A 14,190-nucleotide genomic window follows, 5' to 3' on the forward strand; every position below is an offset into this window, starting at 1 on the left:
GGCGGCTGGTTCGTACTTGCGCGCGTCCGGACGCCGGCCGAGACCCCCCAGGCTAGGCCGTACGTGAGGCAGTGACGTGCCGGCGCTCTCCGGGCCGGGGGAGTCCAGCGGGTTGAGCAGATCGGTGTTCCAGAATCCGTCAGGGCGCTGGGTCAGCCGGATGGTGCCGGCCATTTTCCTGAAAACACGGAGATATTCGACCCGGCGTGGATCTGTGGACGGCAGCGCGGCGAGGACCTTCGCGAGCCCGGCGAAGGCTTCGCCGTTCGCTTGGGAAGAGAACGTGAACGACCCAGAGTCGTGTCTCCACAGCCCGACGGTCTCGTTGAAGAGCCCGCCACCGTCGACCTTTTCGGTGTAGTGGAACAGTTTCTGCATGGATGCGAGGATGGTGTTGTCGCTGTCCAGCACGCCGAGCCGGGCGAAGGACGGCATCGACCGGTTGATCGCCTCCGCCTGCCCCCAGTAGGTCGTCTTGCCCGTGCCGATCTCGGCGAGCACGTTGTTTCTGAGCGGGACCAGGTTTTCCGGTTCCGGGTGGAAATAGACGTGCAGGTCGAGGTACGCCTCGCCTACTGCCTGGGTGTCCGGGGCGAAGGGGTGGGACGGATCGCTGAGGATTGCGTAGCCGTTGGCATCGGCCCACGGCAGCGTGCGGTGGTTGGACTGCCCGGTGGCCAGCACGACGGCCAGGTTGCCGGTGTAGAAACTGCCGTTCTGCCAGGTGTTCGCGGCGAGTTCGGTGCCGTTGACGACCCAGTAGTTGGCCGCCGAGATCATCGCGTCGGTGACGGGACAGGGCAGCGGGGTGGCGCTCGCCGGGGAGGCTAACAACCCGCTGGCCAGGGTCGCCGTGACGGCCAGCAGGGCGGCGGTGCGGATTCGTCGAACGCGCATGCGCGGAACTCCTCGAAAGCCGAGCGGCCTGGTTTCACGGCTCGAAAAAAGGGTGTGCCGGGTCACTATGCGCACCTCGCGAGACTGTGTCAAGGACCGCGTTTCTTGTTCATACTGATGAAAGTTCACATCTGTGAAAGGGTTTGGATGGATCTGCCAGACCGCCGAACGGGCATTCCCGCGAAACCATGAGGGACCGTACGGCGCAAGGTGTTGCCCGATCGGCTGGCCGCTGGGGCGTTCGGCATCTTCGCCGGCCACGCCACACTGAATCGCCCGCCCAGTTGGTGCGGACAGACGTGACGGAGCCAGGAGCCCGGAGTGAGCCAGTACGACCCCCAGGGTGGTTACAACCCCTACCCGCAGAACCCCGGCGGCCAGCCGTACGGTGCTCCTACCCCGAATTCGGGTGTCCCGTACGGCTCCCCGCCGCCCAGCACTGGCGCTCCTTATGGCGCGCCGGCGCCCGGCGACCCTTACGGCGCTCCTGCCGCGCCCGGCACTGGCGCGCCGTACGGGACGCGCCGCGGGTGGGCAGCCGTACGGCATGCCGCCAATGGGACCGCCGCCGAAACAGAAGCGCGGTGGCGGCGGCATCATCCGTCGTCGTGGTGATCGGCGTCCTGGTGTTGGGCTGCCTCGGCGGCGCCAGCTACGGGGCGTACTACCTCTACACGTTGGCGAACAAGGCCACCTCAGCCGCCAGTTCGAACAGCCGGCCGGCCGCCGCCAACTCGCCGCGCAACAACCGGACCGGGGACGGCGACGAGGACCACCTGAAGGTCGGCCAATGCGTCACCACCCGGGACGAGGGTTCGGACTCGTATCTCGACCTGGCGCCGGGCTGCGGCAGTGGCACGTACAAGCTGGTCTCCCGCTATGACGGCACCACGGCCAAGAGCCTGTGCGACGACGACACGGACTACACGTATACGAACGAGGGCACGCCACCGTACGTGCTCTGCCTGAAATCGAATTGATCCACGGCATAGTTTCGGAGGGCCCATAACCTGATTGCCCACCTGGTGCGTCTCCTTTAAAGGCGCATCAAAGGGGATGGTCAGGTGGGGTTGCGGGCTCGGCGGGTGGAACTGACGCGGGCGGCGGGGTACGACGACACTGCTGGTGCTGCTCGCCGCCCTTGTCCTCGATGTCCTGTTCGAAGGCTGGGTCCAACAGATTTTCGGCCATGCCGGACCAAGGGACGCCAAGGGGCAGCTGACCTGGGTGCTGGCCGGCTGGCCCAAGACTGTGAAGAGCGCGCTCTTCCTGGCCGTACTCGCCGTCACGCTGGCCAAGGTGGCACTGGACCGGAGTTGGCGTGACTTCGCCACCAAAACCGAGGCCGCGTTGGTCGCGCTGGCTATGGTGATGGTGGCCGCTGGTCTGTTCGGTGGTTGTGGTCCGGTCCTGATAGGACAGTCGCTGTTCGTCTATTTTCGTGGCGTAATCGTGTTTTTCGCTTGGCGGGCGCTGCGGCCGACGTGCCGCCAGCTCAAGCCGATAGTGATCGCCGTCGGGGTGATCGCGGTCCTCAACGCGTCGGTCGCGATGGCGGAGTTCGCCTTCGGTTTGCCGGTTTTCCGGGCGTTGGGCTGGACCGAGCTGACTGGGCCCGGCCCGGCTCGCGAGGGCCGACGGGTTCTTCAATCATCCCAACCATCTCGGCCATTTCTTGATGGTCGTGGACCTTGGATTGCTCTGTTGGTTCATGACACTTGAGCGGGTGTCCCGCAAATGGTGGCTGTTGTTCGGCTTCCTGGCTTTCGGCTTGTCCGCGACCCAGTCCCGTGAGTCCACGATCGGATTCGTCCTGGGCGCAGCGGTCATGTGGTGGTTCCGTCGCGGATCGGTGAAACCCGTCGTCATCGCCGCGGTCCTGGTTCTCGGATTCGCTGGCCTGCAGGTGGCTATCCCGAAGAACCAGGCGACCGTCGCCGACCGGCTCGCCGGCGTTTTCAACGCGATCGGCGGGGGTAAGCCAAAACCCAGCGGAAAGGACGATCCGGCCGCGAGCCGGCAGGAAACCCGGATCGTCTTTTTCAAGCAGGGCGCCGGGCTGTTGGTGAGACGGCCGCTGCTCGGTTACGGCGTCGGCCAGTTCGGTGGCACCGTCGCGTCGCGTACCAGCACGACCCGTACTGGTACGACACCTTGGTAGACAACAAGCTGGACCCAGCCCACCCGGATTTCCCGCTGGCCGGTGCGCATCCCGACCAGGTCGACTCGTTCTGGCTGCATCTCACCGTGGAAACCGGCTTGCTGGGTCTCGCCTTCTATCTGCTTTGGCTCTATTTCCTGATTTTTCCCCGATCGTACGGGCACGGCAGCGCGACTCGTTGCTGCGATCGTGGGCTCCGGCACTCATCGCGGCCTCCGTGGTGATCGCGGTGTTGTCGCCCGCCCTGGAAGATCAGCTCTATCCGGTGTTGCTTTTCACCGTCCTGGGGTGGGCGTGGGCGGCACCTGGAGCCGGGTCGCCGCTGCCCGCAGCTCTTCCTCGCTCCAGGTAATGGATTTGTCGCGGAGCCCCGCCAGAACTTCGTCTATCCACCGCAGTTCCGCCTGGGTCAGCGCCCGCAGATACTCCGACTCCAACAGGGTGACCCGGGGGAGCTGAAAAAAGCCTTCCAGGGCAGTGGTGAGCTCGGCGTCCCGTTCGGTCAGCTCCTGGATCAAAAGCTCGCGCCTTCGTTCGAAAAGGTCCGCTGCGGCCTCTGGAGTCAGCAGCGGCAGGAACGACAGTGCGGCGGGGAACTCCGGGAACTCGTTTCTGGGCGTGGACAGGATTTCGTCCATCCACTGCCGGGCGGCGGCTCGGCCGGCGTCGGTCAGCTCGTACGACGTCCGCTCCGGGTAGAGGTTGTCCCGGGTGGTCTCGCAGACCTTGATCAGCCGCGCCTCGGTCAGCCTGGCGATCATCTTGTAGAGGGTGGCGCGCTGCCCGACGTTGATCACCTGGTCCTTCCCCCATTCCTTGATCAGCTGCTGCATGCCGTACGGGTGCAGGGGGCCGGCCTCCAGAAGGCCGAGGATCGCCAGCGCCAGGGGTGAGCGCTTGAAGCTAGTGGTCATAGGACAAAGTTACACTAGTCACCGAACTGCTAGTTGCAATGCAACTAGTTTCTGTGTCACTATCTAGCCATGACAAACACAGAGAGCATCACCGCAGACGTTGTCCGCATCGCCGCAGACCACAACATGAGCAAGCACCTGGGAAACTGGACGACCGCGCGCAGCTTCGAGGTTCGAGCGCGTCGCGGCGCGGTGGTCATCGACCTGCGCTCGCCGGCCATCGCCGAGGGGGACATCGAGCTCGCCGTCGATATCGACCACAGCATGGTGAAACTGTTGCTGCCCAGCGACGCGACCGTCGATCAGTGGGGCATCGAGTGGACTGGCCGCGGCCGGATCAAGGATCTCGAAGGCGGCGGCGCTGGAGGTGGCCGCCGGGTGGTGATCACCGGCCGGATCCGCGGCGGGGAGATCCGCGTCAACCGCGGCGGGATCGCCATCCTGTCGGCGCTCTTCTCCCGCGAATTCGTGGCGGACGCGCTCCGGGCGCACCGGGAAGGCGCCATGACCACGATTGACGACCCCACCCGGGCGTTCTGACCACCTACCAGGAAATGTCCGTACCCAGATCGAGACCGGCGATCGTGATGGGCGTGCCGCTCGCGATGCTGTCGTTGGCCGCGATGCCAACAGCAACCGAGCGCACCCCGTCGCGATAGTCGGCGGCGGTCGGTGGAGTGGGTCGTCTCCAGGTCCCACGAAAATGTCCTTCAGCAGTTTGGCGTCGCCGCCACCGTGGGCGCTGCCGTCAGCCGGAATATCGATGTGCCGAGCCGATTCCCAGTGTTGTTGTACGACCAGTTTTTCGCCCTGTGGACGGGTGTCGGTGCCGACGACGCGGTCCGGGGTAGCGCTCGGATCCACGATGACGCGGCCATCGCTCACCACCACCCCCGCGTTCCACGACTGTCAGCTCGGCTCGGCCTCGGGTTCCGTTGACGGCGACTGTGTAGCCTTCCCAGGGGCTGTGTGCATTCAGTGCGTACGACATGGTCGCGCCGCTCGCGTAGTCGACGATGACGCACAGATTGTCCTCGATAGTGATGCCTCGCTGAAAACGTCCTGGTCGCGGAGATAGCCGTCGTATTTCTCGTTTTCCAGGTAGAGCGAGCGCAGCTTCGGATCGGCGCGCATGTCCAGCATGAACGGGTCGCGGCTGGGTACGTCCACGCTTCCCCTCGCCGGCCTCGCGGCCAGGCCGCGCCCCATCGCGTTTTCGCTACCGTAGAACCGAAGACCGCCACTGGCGAAGACGCGGACCGGGGTGTCCTGGATCCACCAGTTCACCAGGTCGAAGTGGTGCGATGCTTTGTGTACGAGCAAACCGCCGGAATTCTTCTTCTCGCGATGCCAACGGCGAAAGTAGTCGGCGCCGTGCGCGGTGTCCAGGACCCACTCGAAATGAACCGAGGTGATTTTCCCGATGGCCCCGCTCGCGATGACCTCGCGAAGCGCGGAGTTTCTCGGTGAGTAGCGGTAGTTGAAGGTGACGATGATCGACCGGCCGGACTTCTCCCTTGCGGCGCCGATGCTTCGACAGCCTTCGGTGTCGATCGTCAATGGCTTCTCGACGATGACATCCGCACCGGCTTCGAGTGCGGCCACCACTGTCTGCGCGTGGGTGTGGTCAGGGCTGGTGACGATGACTCGGTCGACCCGCTCGTTCCTGACTATTTCCGCGACGGAGTCCGGTCCGTAAGTTGCCGCGCTGAGATGTCGTCCGTAGTAGTCGAGGCGCCCTCGGTTGCTGTCGGAGATGGCGACGAGGTCCGCGACGTCGCGGTGGACGGTGGTGCACGCGTCAACGTACATCTGAGCCCGGGATCCCAGGCCAATGATCGCGTACCGGGTCACGCCTTCTTTCTATCAAGAGCGCCCTGAGTAGTCCGATCGTGGGGGAGTCCCTAGAGTTGGGCAGTTGTGGAGTCCGATGAACCGAATCTGGACGGCTGGGCCGCCGAGGTCGCCGTCGTCGATGTCTACCGGCAGATCGTGTCGGTGTTGGGGCGTGGCGCGCGGTCGGTAATCACCGATCCGGCGATGTTCGACGTGGCGGAGACCCTCTTCGCGGCCTTCGCGGAGGCCGGCGAGCGGGGCCCTCACAGTCGAGCAGATGCATGCGGCCTGCCGGCACTACCCGCGGGCCGTGGCCGAGGAGCGGGTACGGGTGTTGCGCGAGCTCAAGGCCATCCGACCGGCCTTCGAGAAGCCGAACGCGCGGGAGTTCCAGGCGTCCTTCACCGCGTACGTGTCGCTGCTGTTCGTCCAGCGGATGCTGCGTACCGGCGGGCAGGCGGAGCTGCATCAGCTGCTCGCGATCGAGCGGATCAATCTGGAGTCGCGGGACGCGACCGAGGGGGACGCGCGGCGGGTCGCGGCGGAGATCACCCGGGCTTTCCGGCTGCTGGCGAACGAGCTGGTCGGGCTGGCGGTCGGCGGCACGATCGAGTCGTTGCGGGAGCGGGCGCCGTTGCTGTGGAGCGCGGACGAGCTGATCACCCGCGCGACCGGCGTACACGGGCAGATCCTGGAGCGGTGGCCGTCGATGGGGCGGGCCTGCATGGAGATGCGGGCCGGCGTCGACGCGTACCGGGATGCTTCCCAGTCGGCTTCCGCGCGACTCGCGGACGACGCGGGTGCCACCCGCGCACTCGACCTGCTGCCGGTGGAGATGTGGAACTCGTTCGCGAAGCGAGCCACTGTACGAGAGTTGGCGGACGTGCTGGCCAACCACGTCTTTGACGCGCCGGCGGCGTGGCATGACGCGGTGGCGCTGGACGAGGCGTTGGCCACCACTGCCAAGCCGGTGCCGACGCGCATCCCCCCGCCACCGCGTCCGGCGCTGCCCGACCGGCAGGCCGCCGAGGGTGCCGTACGCGTCGACGCGGACCTCGAGCGGCTGCGCGTACTGGCCGAGGATTTGCTTGGCGGCCGTGATGCCGTCAGCATTCCGGAAGTGTTGCGCGAGGTGGGGGACTGGACGACGGCTCGGCGGGGTGTTCGCGGATCTGACCGCCGCGAGCAACAGCCCGGAGCTGGCGTACCGGATCGACTGGGAGGACACCGTGGAGCTGAGCGGCGTGGGTGCGGCGCACTGGATGACGCACGGCTGGTTCCGGCGGGCTGGGGCGGCCCGGTGACGCTGGACTCCGCGCTCTGGCTGGCCCGCGCCAGGGCCACCGGACCGCTGCTGGTGGACGCCGAGGAGCCGACTCCGCCGGGCCTGCGGCGGCTCCCGGAGCCCGGCTCCCAGAAGGCGTGGCTGATCGCTGGTACGCCCGACGACGTGACGCCGTCGGTGGTCAGCGAGCTGGGCCTGAGCCTGCTCACCGTCGACCAGCCGAACGAGACCAACCGGGTGCTGCTGTGTTGCCTGCGGTGCTGTTGGGGTGAGCAGTCGGACCGGCCCTGGCCAGGGATTCCGGCTTCTTTCGACGACATCCTGGATGTCGCCGGCCAGCTCGCGCCGGGCCGCTCGGCGGAGTCGACCCGGATCCTGACCGTCGGTGCGCTGCGGCGTTTGGCGACGCACCGCTGGCTGCTGCTGACGAGACGAGCCGGCGAGTTCGGTCCGGCTCGGTCCCGCGGTCGCGCTGTGGCCGGAGTCCGACCTCGCCAGCCTGCGGGATCTGTGCCGGGACACGCCGGGGCCGCGGAGGCCCGAGTGACGGATCTGTACGCGCCGCTGCTGGACGCCCTGAGCGACCGGGAGCGGGATCAGGTGGTGGCCGCCTGGTCGGCCCTGGAATACAGCAGTGAGCCGGTGCCCGAGCTGCAGCTCGGTGCGTTGCGCGATGCCACCCTGCGCCAGCGGGTGGACGCACTGCTGGCGAAATCCGGTCGTACGCTCGTCTCGCTTGGCCCCGGTCTGTGGACTTCCGGTTATCGCGACGACATCGCCGAGCAACTGGTCGACCGTGGCTGGGGTGTGCTGCCGGAGCTGGACCGGGCGATCCTGACGATCATCCTGGTGCACTCGGTGGCGATTCCGCGATCGGAGGGGAAACTGCCACCCGGCACCTGGGTGTCGAATTTTCCCACTACTCCCACGCATTTGCGGCGAATCTCGCAGCTGGCCGGTGGTCGGCCGATGACCGACGCGCTGGCCAGGTTGCGCGGCGCCGGGTTGATCCAGATGGTCCGCGGCGCCGACCCGACCACCGAGGGTGCCTCGTACCAACCCGGTCCGCAGCTGCACCGGCTCACCCCGGCGGCCTCCCGCCGGCTGCAGGACGAGCTGATTCTCGCGGCCGGGCCGGCGACCCCGCTCGCCGCCGCCATCCGCGCCCGCCGTGGCACTCGTTAGTCTTTAACGGAAGGAAAATCTTGCCCGCAGCAGTGGCGCGTACGGATGACGGATACGACGATGACGTGGTCGGTGGCCGGGTCCTGGTCGGCCTGCAGACCGTACACATCTCCAGGCTGTCCATGCATCCGATCCCGATCAGCGCTGCCAGCCTGATCGCGGTCGCCGGTCAGGGGCCGAAGGATTCCAACGGTGCCGGCAAATCCTCGCTGATCGGTTCGGCGAGTTTCATCCACGCCGACGACCAGTGGCGGTTCAACTCCGGCGCCACCTCCGCGCTGGATCTGTTGTTCACCGCCGAAGACGCCGGCCAGGAAGGCCGGTGGTCGGACGCCAAGCATGGCTACATCATCGGTGTTTTCGCCGATCCAGCGGCAGACACCCTGCCGACCTTGCAGGACAGCGCGCTGACGGTGTGGATCCGGATCGACCGGGAACACAGCCCGCACGTGGTGTTCCGGTGGGCCGACGGGTTGAAGTTGCCGATCGGCCGCAGTGAGGCCGATCGGGAGAAGTCCGCCGACGAAACCTGGGCGACACTGCCAAAACGTGGCCGCCGGCGCGGTGACCTGTCGGCTCGCGAAATGCCTCGGGTGTTGTTCGGTGACCATGTCCGGTGCGTTTCGTTCCTTTCCACGTCCGTACGAGCCAGTGCCACCGCCAACTTGTTGGCGCAGCCGTTGAACGACTTGCCCGCGCACCGGATTTTCTCCGCGATCGCCGCGTTGACCGGGCTGGACCGGGAAATCGAGCAGGAGCGGGTCGGCCGGATCCGCGAGCACGAAGAGCAGCGCAAAGTCGCCCGGGCGGAGGAACTGCTGGGCGAGTGGGAAGAGCACGCGCGGGCTATCGAGGCGAGCATTGACGATCGCGACGAGGCCCGGGCCGCCGTCGTCGAGGCCGAGCGGGCCTGGCGGTCCCGGGTCGCGGTCGCTGTTACCAAGGCGTACGAAGAAAAACAGAGCCTCGACTTCACCATCGACCGGCTCGCCGACGAAATCACCGAGAAGAAGGACAAGATCCGGGAGATCTCGGCCCAGATCAACGAGGTTTCCAACGACGACGAGTTCCAGCAGAAGCAACGGCTGGTGATGGAAACCCACCGCGGTCTGACCGGCCGGGAGCGGTATCTGGAAAGCGAACTGGCCCGCCGGGACGACCGGATCGAGCAGGACCTGAAGAAGGCGGACACGCTCCAGGAAGTCGCCGGGGGACGCGGACGGTCGCGAGGAGAGGCCGCCCTCGTCGAGCTGGAAACCGCGGTCGCCGCCCAGCAAGACGCGGTGAAAGCCTGCGGAGTGGCCGAAAGTCGGGTCGCCGCTGCCGCTGTACGACTGCGCTCGGCGGAGGCTGGCGAGGACCTGGCGCAGCAGGAGCTGCACCTGCTCGCGACCGCCGGCATTGAGGCGATCGCGGTCGCTGACGCCGTCGGCGTGAGTGACGCCCAGCGGGCCCGCTGGGAGCCGATCCTCGCGCCCTACCGGCAGGCTGTCGTAGTGTCGACGGAAAACCTGGATGCGGCCGTACGAGCGTTGGTCGGCGAGCCGGGGTCCGTGGTTGTCCCGGCCAAGCCCGCGAAGGGCCGCAAACCCAAGGATGTGCCGGAAAGTACCGACCGCCGGTTCGACCTGTCCGGGTTTTTGGTGGCGCTGGCCGGACAGTACGAGCTGGGCGACGATCCGGAGCGGGTCACCGACATCGGCAGCGGCGCGGTGATCGTGGGTGGTTTCGCGGAGCCGACCACCGGCCGGGTGCAGCGTATCTCCCGCGCCGAGTTCGAGCTGGAGAATCTCCGGGACCTGTTGGTCGTTTCCGAGCAACGAAAATCCGCCGCCGACGTGGTCGTACGTGACGCCGAACGTCGGGTGCTTGGCTCCCGTGCTGCTGAGGAAGTCGCCACTATCCGAGAGGCGATCGAAACCAACCGGGTGGAGCGGGAGAAGATCTCCACCGAGCTGGCGGAAGTGCAGAGCAAGCTCGACGTGGCCGCCCGAGAGCGGGACAAGATGGTCGGCGACGCGGCTACCCGGAACGGGATCGTCGACAACCTGCTCAAGGAGCGGGACCGGTTTTCCCGGGACGTCACCACAATGCAGGACCAGCGCGGTGAGTTGGAAGCGCAGCGCGCGCAAACACAGCTGGGGGAGTTGCTCACCGAATGGGGCCACACCCTCGATGAGGCGCACACGTATGTGCTGTCGCTGGAAGAATCGCACCAGACGTGGAGCGAGAACGACGACTGGTGGTTGGAAGCCGACCGGCAGATGTCCACCGCGATCGCGAAATGCTTCCCGGACCGCGGCGACGCTGCATCACCAGACAATGTGGTGCCCAGTGAGCTGCGGAATCTGTTCCAGCAATACCACGGACATGGCGCCGGCCGGGCCGCGCAGGCTCGGCAGGCGTTTCCGGCGCTGCGCACGGCGGTCGCCGGTTACCTGCGCCAGCAGGAAACTTTCGACGGGCACCAGCGCCGGCAGATCGGTACCGAGCGTACCGACCGGCACAAGGACCTGGAAGGCGCCCGGCTCGGCCACGGCCAGGCAACGCAGGCGGCCGGCGCCTATCGATCGTCGCTCGCCGACGCGATCAAGAACCGGCTGAAGTCAGTGTCCGACGAGTTTGACCGGATCGACCGCAAATACGGCGGGTACGGCGCTTCTTTGCATTATCCGGTGCCAGAAGCGCCGAGCGACCCGACGCAGCCCTGGACCTGGGAGGTCACTCCGCAATGGCGGCGCGCGCGCGGAGGGAAAGCGGCTGATCGCGTACAACCGGCGCGGCAACACCGCCCAGATGGATGAAAAAGCCGTCAAGTGGTGTCTGTGCGGCGGCGATGGCGGGTGCGCAAGACCGGCCCTTGACGCTGATTCTGGACGAGCTGGGCCGGAACCTGGGCAAGCAGCACCGGCGGGAGGCGGTGTCGCTGCTCGGCCAGATTGGGGCGGACAGCGGGATCACCGTGATCGGCGCGCTGCAGGACGACATGGAGCGCTATGCCATCGACGCCTGCGGGCAATACATCAAACTGCGCCGCAGTTCGGACTCCATGCCGTACAACGAGCAGCCCGTCATCATTGGTTACGAACCGCGGGCGGCGCGGCTGGAACTGCTGCGCGGGTGGCTCACCGGCAATGGCTACGTGGATCGCGACGAGGAATCCCACGCTGCGGGATAATGTCGGTTAATCCCATGCACCGGGATAATCCGCGGGGGTTTTCCTGGTTCTGGTGATAGACAGGGTTCATGGCACAGGTGGACCAGGCGAACGACACGGCGACGACGGTGAACGACCACTGGAAGCGCAATCTTGTCGTGTGTCTTGTCGGTTCCTTCACCACGATTGTCGCGATGACTTTGTTGCTGCCGTCTTTGCCGCTCTATGTTGAACAACTCGGCGTTCGCGGGCACGCGGCGATCGTGCAGTGGTCGGGCATCGCGTACAGTGCCACTTTTCTGACGGCCGCGCTGACCGCGCCGATTTGGGGCATGCTCGCGGATCGGTACGGGCGCAAATCCATGCTGATCAGGGCCAGCCTCGGCATGGCGATCGTGATCTCGCTGATTGGGCTGTCGCAGAATATCTGGCAGTTGGTCGGGCTCCGACTGCTGGTCGGTCTGGTCGGCGGTTATGCCTCCGGATCGACGATCATGGTCGCCGCGCAGACCCCGAAATCCCGGACGGCCTGGGCCCTGGGGGTGCTGTCCGGTGGCGTGATGGCCGGCAACATCGCCGGTCCATTGATCGGTGGGGTGGCAGCGGCCACTATCGGTATTCGGCAGGGGTTCTTCGCGGCCGGCGGACTGATCTTCCTTACGTTTCTGGCGACCTGCTTTCTGCTGAAGGAAAAGCGCGTCGTCCGCGCGGCGAAAAATCCGGGCGTACGAGTAAAACTGTGGTCGGAGATCACCCGTCCAGGCCAGGTGATCGTGCTGCTGGGCACCGCGAGCCTGCTGATGTTCGCGACCATGTCCATCGAGCCGATTATCACGGTTTTCGTACAGCAACTGACCGGCAGTACGGCCAATCTGGCCACCATTTCCGGAATAATCATGGCGGTCGGCGCCGCCGGCAGCATTCTCTCGGCCCCGCGGTTGGGACGGCTGGCGGATCGTGTCGGGCATATTACCGTCATCATCGGCTGCCTGCTGGCCGCCGGCGTCCTGCTGTTCGCCCAAGCCGCCGCCACAAACATCTATGAGCTCGGAGTTCTGCGGCTCCTGATGGGCTTCTTCTGCCTTGGTGGTCTGCTGCCCTGTATTGCCGCCGCTATTCGGCATCGGGTGCCGAACTCGGCGGTCGGTCAGGTGCTCGGCTACAGCGTTTCCGCCCAGTATGCGGGCCAGGTCCTCGGCCCGATCCTGGGCGGCCTGGTCGGCGGCCACCTGGGGATGCGGACGGTTTTCGTGGCCACTGCGGTGATTCTGCTCGCGGGTGCCGCTCTCACCTTCTTCTCTCGCCGGAAAGTGCCAGCCTAGGCTGCCGTACGGCGTCGCCGGCGGTGCGGTGCAGGCGAGCGGCGCCGATCGTAGCCAGGAGCGGGATGACCGCGAGGACACCAAAAGCGACGGTGTAGGCGGCCGCCGGACCGACCAACGTGTTGCCCAGGCTCAGCGCGACGGTCGCGACCGCGACACTCAGGCCGGCTGCCGTTTGCTGGGTGGTCGCGAGCAGCGTGTTCGCGTCGCGCAAGTGGTCCGGCGGGGGGTGTCGCTGAAGGCCATGGTGGAATAGCCGGTCAGTCCGACCGAGCGAGCGACACCGCTAAGGAGCGCCACCAAGGCGATCAGCGCGACGGGCGTGTCCGCGGTCAGGAAACAACACGCGATCACAGTGGCGGTTAGGCCAACTGTCGAGGCCAGCAGCAGCGTACGAAAGCCGAAACGGTTGAGCAGGTAAGTCGTCGCAGGTTTGATGCCAATGTTGCCGACGAAAACGAAAAGCACGATCGCGCCGGACTTGACCGGGCTCCAGTGGAAGATTTCCTGGAAAAGCAACGGAAGCAGGAAAGGCACCGCGCCGGCGGTCAGCCAGAACAGCGCCCCGCCGGTGACGGACGCTCGGAAAGTCCTGACCTGGAGCGTACCCAGATTGATCAGCGGAGCGGCGGTTTTCAGCAGGTGCCGCACCGCGATCGCGCCGGCCACCGCGGAAACCGCGATGATCGCCACCACCAGCGGCACCGCGGCATGCGGCTCGGACAGCAGATGCGCCGCGTACGTGAGGCCGCCCAGCGCCACCCCGGTGAGGACGACGCCACCGGTGTCCAGCCGGCCGGGCCGCGGGCCGGCGGTGGTGGTGATCAGTCGCCAGGCGACGAAAAACGCTCCGATGCCGAGCGGGATGTTGAGCAGGAACATCCACTGCCAGGTCGCGTACGTGGTGATGATCCCGCCCAGCAGGGGCGCGGCGACCGGCGCCACCAGGCCGGGCCAGACGATGTAGGACATGATCCGCGGGATGTCCGGTTTCCGGGTCTTGGACAGTACGACCAGGCGTCCGACCGGCACCATCATCGCGCCGCCGGCTCCTTGCAGGACGCGCATGGCCACCAGGACACCGAGACTCGTACTGGCGGCGCAGGCGACCGACGCGAGGGTGAAGATCGCGATAGCGGACAGGAACACCGGGCGCGCACCAAAGCGCGCGGTCAGCCAGCCACTGAGCGGGATCAGCACCGCGAGGGTCAGCAGGTACGCGGTGTGATGACGAGACCGACGGGGTCGTCGGCGGCACTCCCAGCGCGGTGCCGATCCGCGGCGCCGCGGTCGACACGATGGTGCCGTCCAGGTTCTCCATAAAGAAGCAGCCGGCGACCAGGAGAGCGGTCGCGCGGTGGCGTGAATCAATCATGGATCTAGACTCGCTGACACCACTACTGCGCACTAGTTCCGATATGTACAGTCAGGAT

General features: G+C 66.4%; 16 protein-coding genes. 11 read left to right on the forward strand and 5 right to left on the reverse strand.

Annotated elements, in window-relative coordinates; translation table 11 throughout:
• Nucleotides 1-897 (reverse strand): glycoside hydrolase family 88 protein (locus GNX96_RS01450; protein ID WP_163566722.1); only part of this gene is annotated, 897 nt, incomplete at its 3' end.
• A 321-nt stretch (nucleotides 898-1,218) separates the two neighbouring features.
• Between GNX96_RS01450 and GNX96_RS01455 the strand changes: the two genes are divergently transcribed.
• From GNX96_RS01455 to GNX96_RS01475, 5 genes are all read left to right on the forward strand, one after another.
• The gene (locus GNX96_RS01455; RefSeq protein ID WP_163566723.1) at nucleotides 1,219-1,512 is read left to right on the forward strand and encodes a hypothetical protein; all 294 of its coding nucleotides are present in this window, start codon (nucleotides 1,219-1,221) and stop codon (nucleotides 1,510-1,512) included.
• Nucleotides 1,482-1,877: an LppU/SCO3897 family protein gene (locus tag GNX96_RS01460; protein WP_163566724.1), complete on the forward strand. Its 396-nt coding sequence runs from the start codon at nucleotides 1,482-1,484 to the stop codon at nucleotides 1,875-1,877. Before GNX96_RS01455 ends, GNX96_RS01460 begins: the two co-directional genes overlap by 31 nt.
• 145 nt (nucleotides 1,878-2,022) lie before the next feature.
• Nucleotides 2,023-2,619, forward strand: a complete 597-nt coding sequence (locus GNX96_RS01465) for a hypothetical protein (RefSeq protein ID WP_163566725.1) — start codon at nucleotides 2,023-2,025, stop codon at nucleotides 2,617-2,619.
• 4 nt (nucleotides 2,620-2,623) lie between these two features.
• Nucleotides 2,624-3,058 carry an O-antigen ligase family protein gene (locus tag GNX96_RS01470; protein WP_279579052.1) on the forward strand — a complete coding sequence of 145 codons (435 nt, stop codon included), beginning with the start codon at nucleotides 2,624-2,626 and terminating at the stop codon, nucleotides 3,056-3,058.
• Nucleotides 3,052-3,282, forward strand: a complete 231-nt coding sequence (locus GNX96_RS01475; protein WP_163566727.1) for a hypothetical protein — start codon at nucleotides 3,052-3,054, stop codon at nucleotides 3,280-3,282. Before GNX96_RS01470 ends, GNX96_RS01475 begins: the two co-directional genes overlap by 7 nt.
• A 51-nt stretch (nucleotides 3,283-3,333) precedes the next feature.
• Here GNX96_RS01475 and GNX96_RS01480 read toward each other — a convergent pair whose 3' ends face one another.
• A complete protein-coding gene (locus tag GNX96_RS01480; RefSeq protein WP_163566728.1) occupies nucleotides 3,334-3,972 on the reverse strand; it encodes a helix-turn-helix transcriptional regulator in 639 nt (212 codons plus the stop codon).
• Between the two features lie 69 nt (nucleotides 3,973-4,041).
• On the opposite strand from GNX96_RS01480, the gene GNX96_RS01485 reads away from it, so the two are divergent.
• Nucleotides 4,042-4,512: a hypothetical protein gene (locus tag GNX96_RS01485; protein ID WP_279579053.1), complete on the forward strand. Its 471-nt coding sequence runs from the start codon at nucleotides 4,042-4,044 to the stop codon at nucleotides 4,510-4,512.
• Between the two features lie 195 nt (nucleotides 4,513-4,707).
• Complete coding sequence (locus GNX96_RS47865) at nucleotides 4,708-4,911, forward strand: hypothetical protein (protein WP_279579054.1); 204 nt, start codon at nucleotides 4,708-4,710, stop codon at nucleotides 4,909-4,911.
• A gap of 36 nt (nucleotides 4,912-4,947) precedes the next feature.
• Here GNX96_RS47865 and GNX96_RS01490 read toward each other — a convergent pair whose 3' ends face one another.
• Nucleotides 4,948-5,826: a Gfo/Idh/MocA family protein gene (locus GNX96_RS01490; RefSeq protein ID WP_279579055.1), complete on the reverse strand. Its 879-nt coding sequence runs from the start codon at nucleotides 5,824-5,826 to the stop codon at nucleotides 4,948-4,950.
• Between the two features lie 259 nt (nucleotides 5,827-6,085).
• Between GNX96_RS01490 and GNX96_RS47870 the strand changes: the two genes are divergently transcribed.
• The 4 genes from GNX96_RS47870 (at nucleotide 6,086) to GNX96_RS01510 (ending at nucleotide 12,757) form a co-directional block, all read left to right on the forward strand.
• Nucleotides 6,086-8,278: a hypothetical protein gene (locus GNX96_RS47870; protein ID WP_279579056.1), complete on the forward strand. Its 2,193-nt coding sequence runs from the start codon at nucleotides 6,086-6,088 to the stop codon at nucleotides 8,276-8,278.
• Nucleotides 8,279-8,298: 20 nt separating this feature from the next.
• On the forward strand, nucleotides 8,299-11,082 hold the full coding sequence (locus tag GNX96_RS01500) for a coiled-coil domain-containing protein (protein ID WP_163566729.1): 2,784 nt from the start codon (nucleotides 8,299-8,301) through the stop codon (nucleotides 11,080-11,082).
• Nucleotides 11,083-11,138: 56 nt separating this feature from the next.
• Nucleotides 11,139-11,456: a hypothetical protein gene (locus tag GNX96_RS01505; protein WP_163566730.1), complete on the forward strand. Its 318-nt coding sequence runs from the start codon at nucleotides 11,139-11,141 to the stop codon at nucleotides 11,454-11,456.
• 68 nt (nucleotides 11,457-11,524) lie between these two features.
• Nucleotides 11,525-12,757: an MFS transporter gene (locus GNX96_RS01510; protein WP_163566731.1), complete on the forward strand. Its 1,233-nt coding sequence runs from the start codon at nucleotides 11,525-11,527 to the stop codon at nucleotides 12,755-12,757.
• On the opposite strand, the gene GNX96_RS47875 is transcribed toward GNX96_RS01510, so the two are convergent.
• Nucleotides 12,723-12,971: a hypothetical protein gene (locus GNX96_RS47875; protein ID WP_279579057.1), complete on the reverse strand. Its 249-nt coding sequence runs from the start codon at nucleotides 12,969-12,971 to the stop codon at nucleotides 12,723-12,725. The two genes, GNX96_RS01510 and GNX96_RS47875, sit on opposite strands and share 35 nt — an antisense overlap.
• Complete coding sequence (locus GNX96_RS01515; RefSeq protein WP_390623880.1) at nucleotides 12,917-14,128, reverse strand: MFS transporter; 1,212 nt, start codon at nucleotides 14,126-14,128, stop codon at nucleotides 12,917-12,919. Before GNX96_RS01515 ends, GNX96_RS47875 begins: the two co-directional genes overlap by 55 nt.
• Between the last annotated feature and the right edge of the window lie 62 nt (nucleotides 14,129-14,190).

This window comes from Fodinicola feengrottensis (genome assembly GCF_010993775.1).
In the GTDB taxonomy this organism is placed as follows: Bacteria; Actinomycetota; Actinomycetes; order Mycobacteriales; family HKI-0501; genus Fodinicola; species Fodinicola feengrottensis.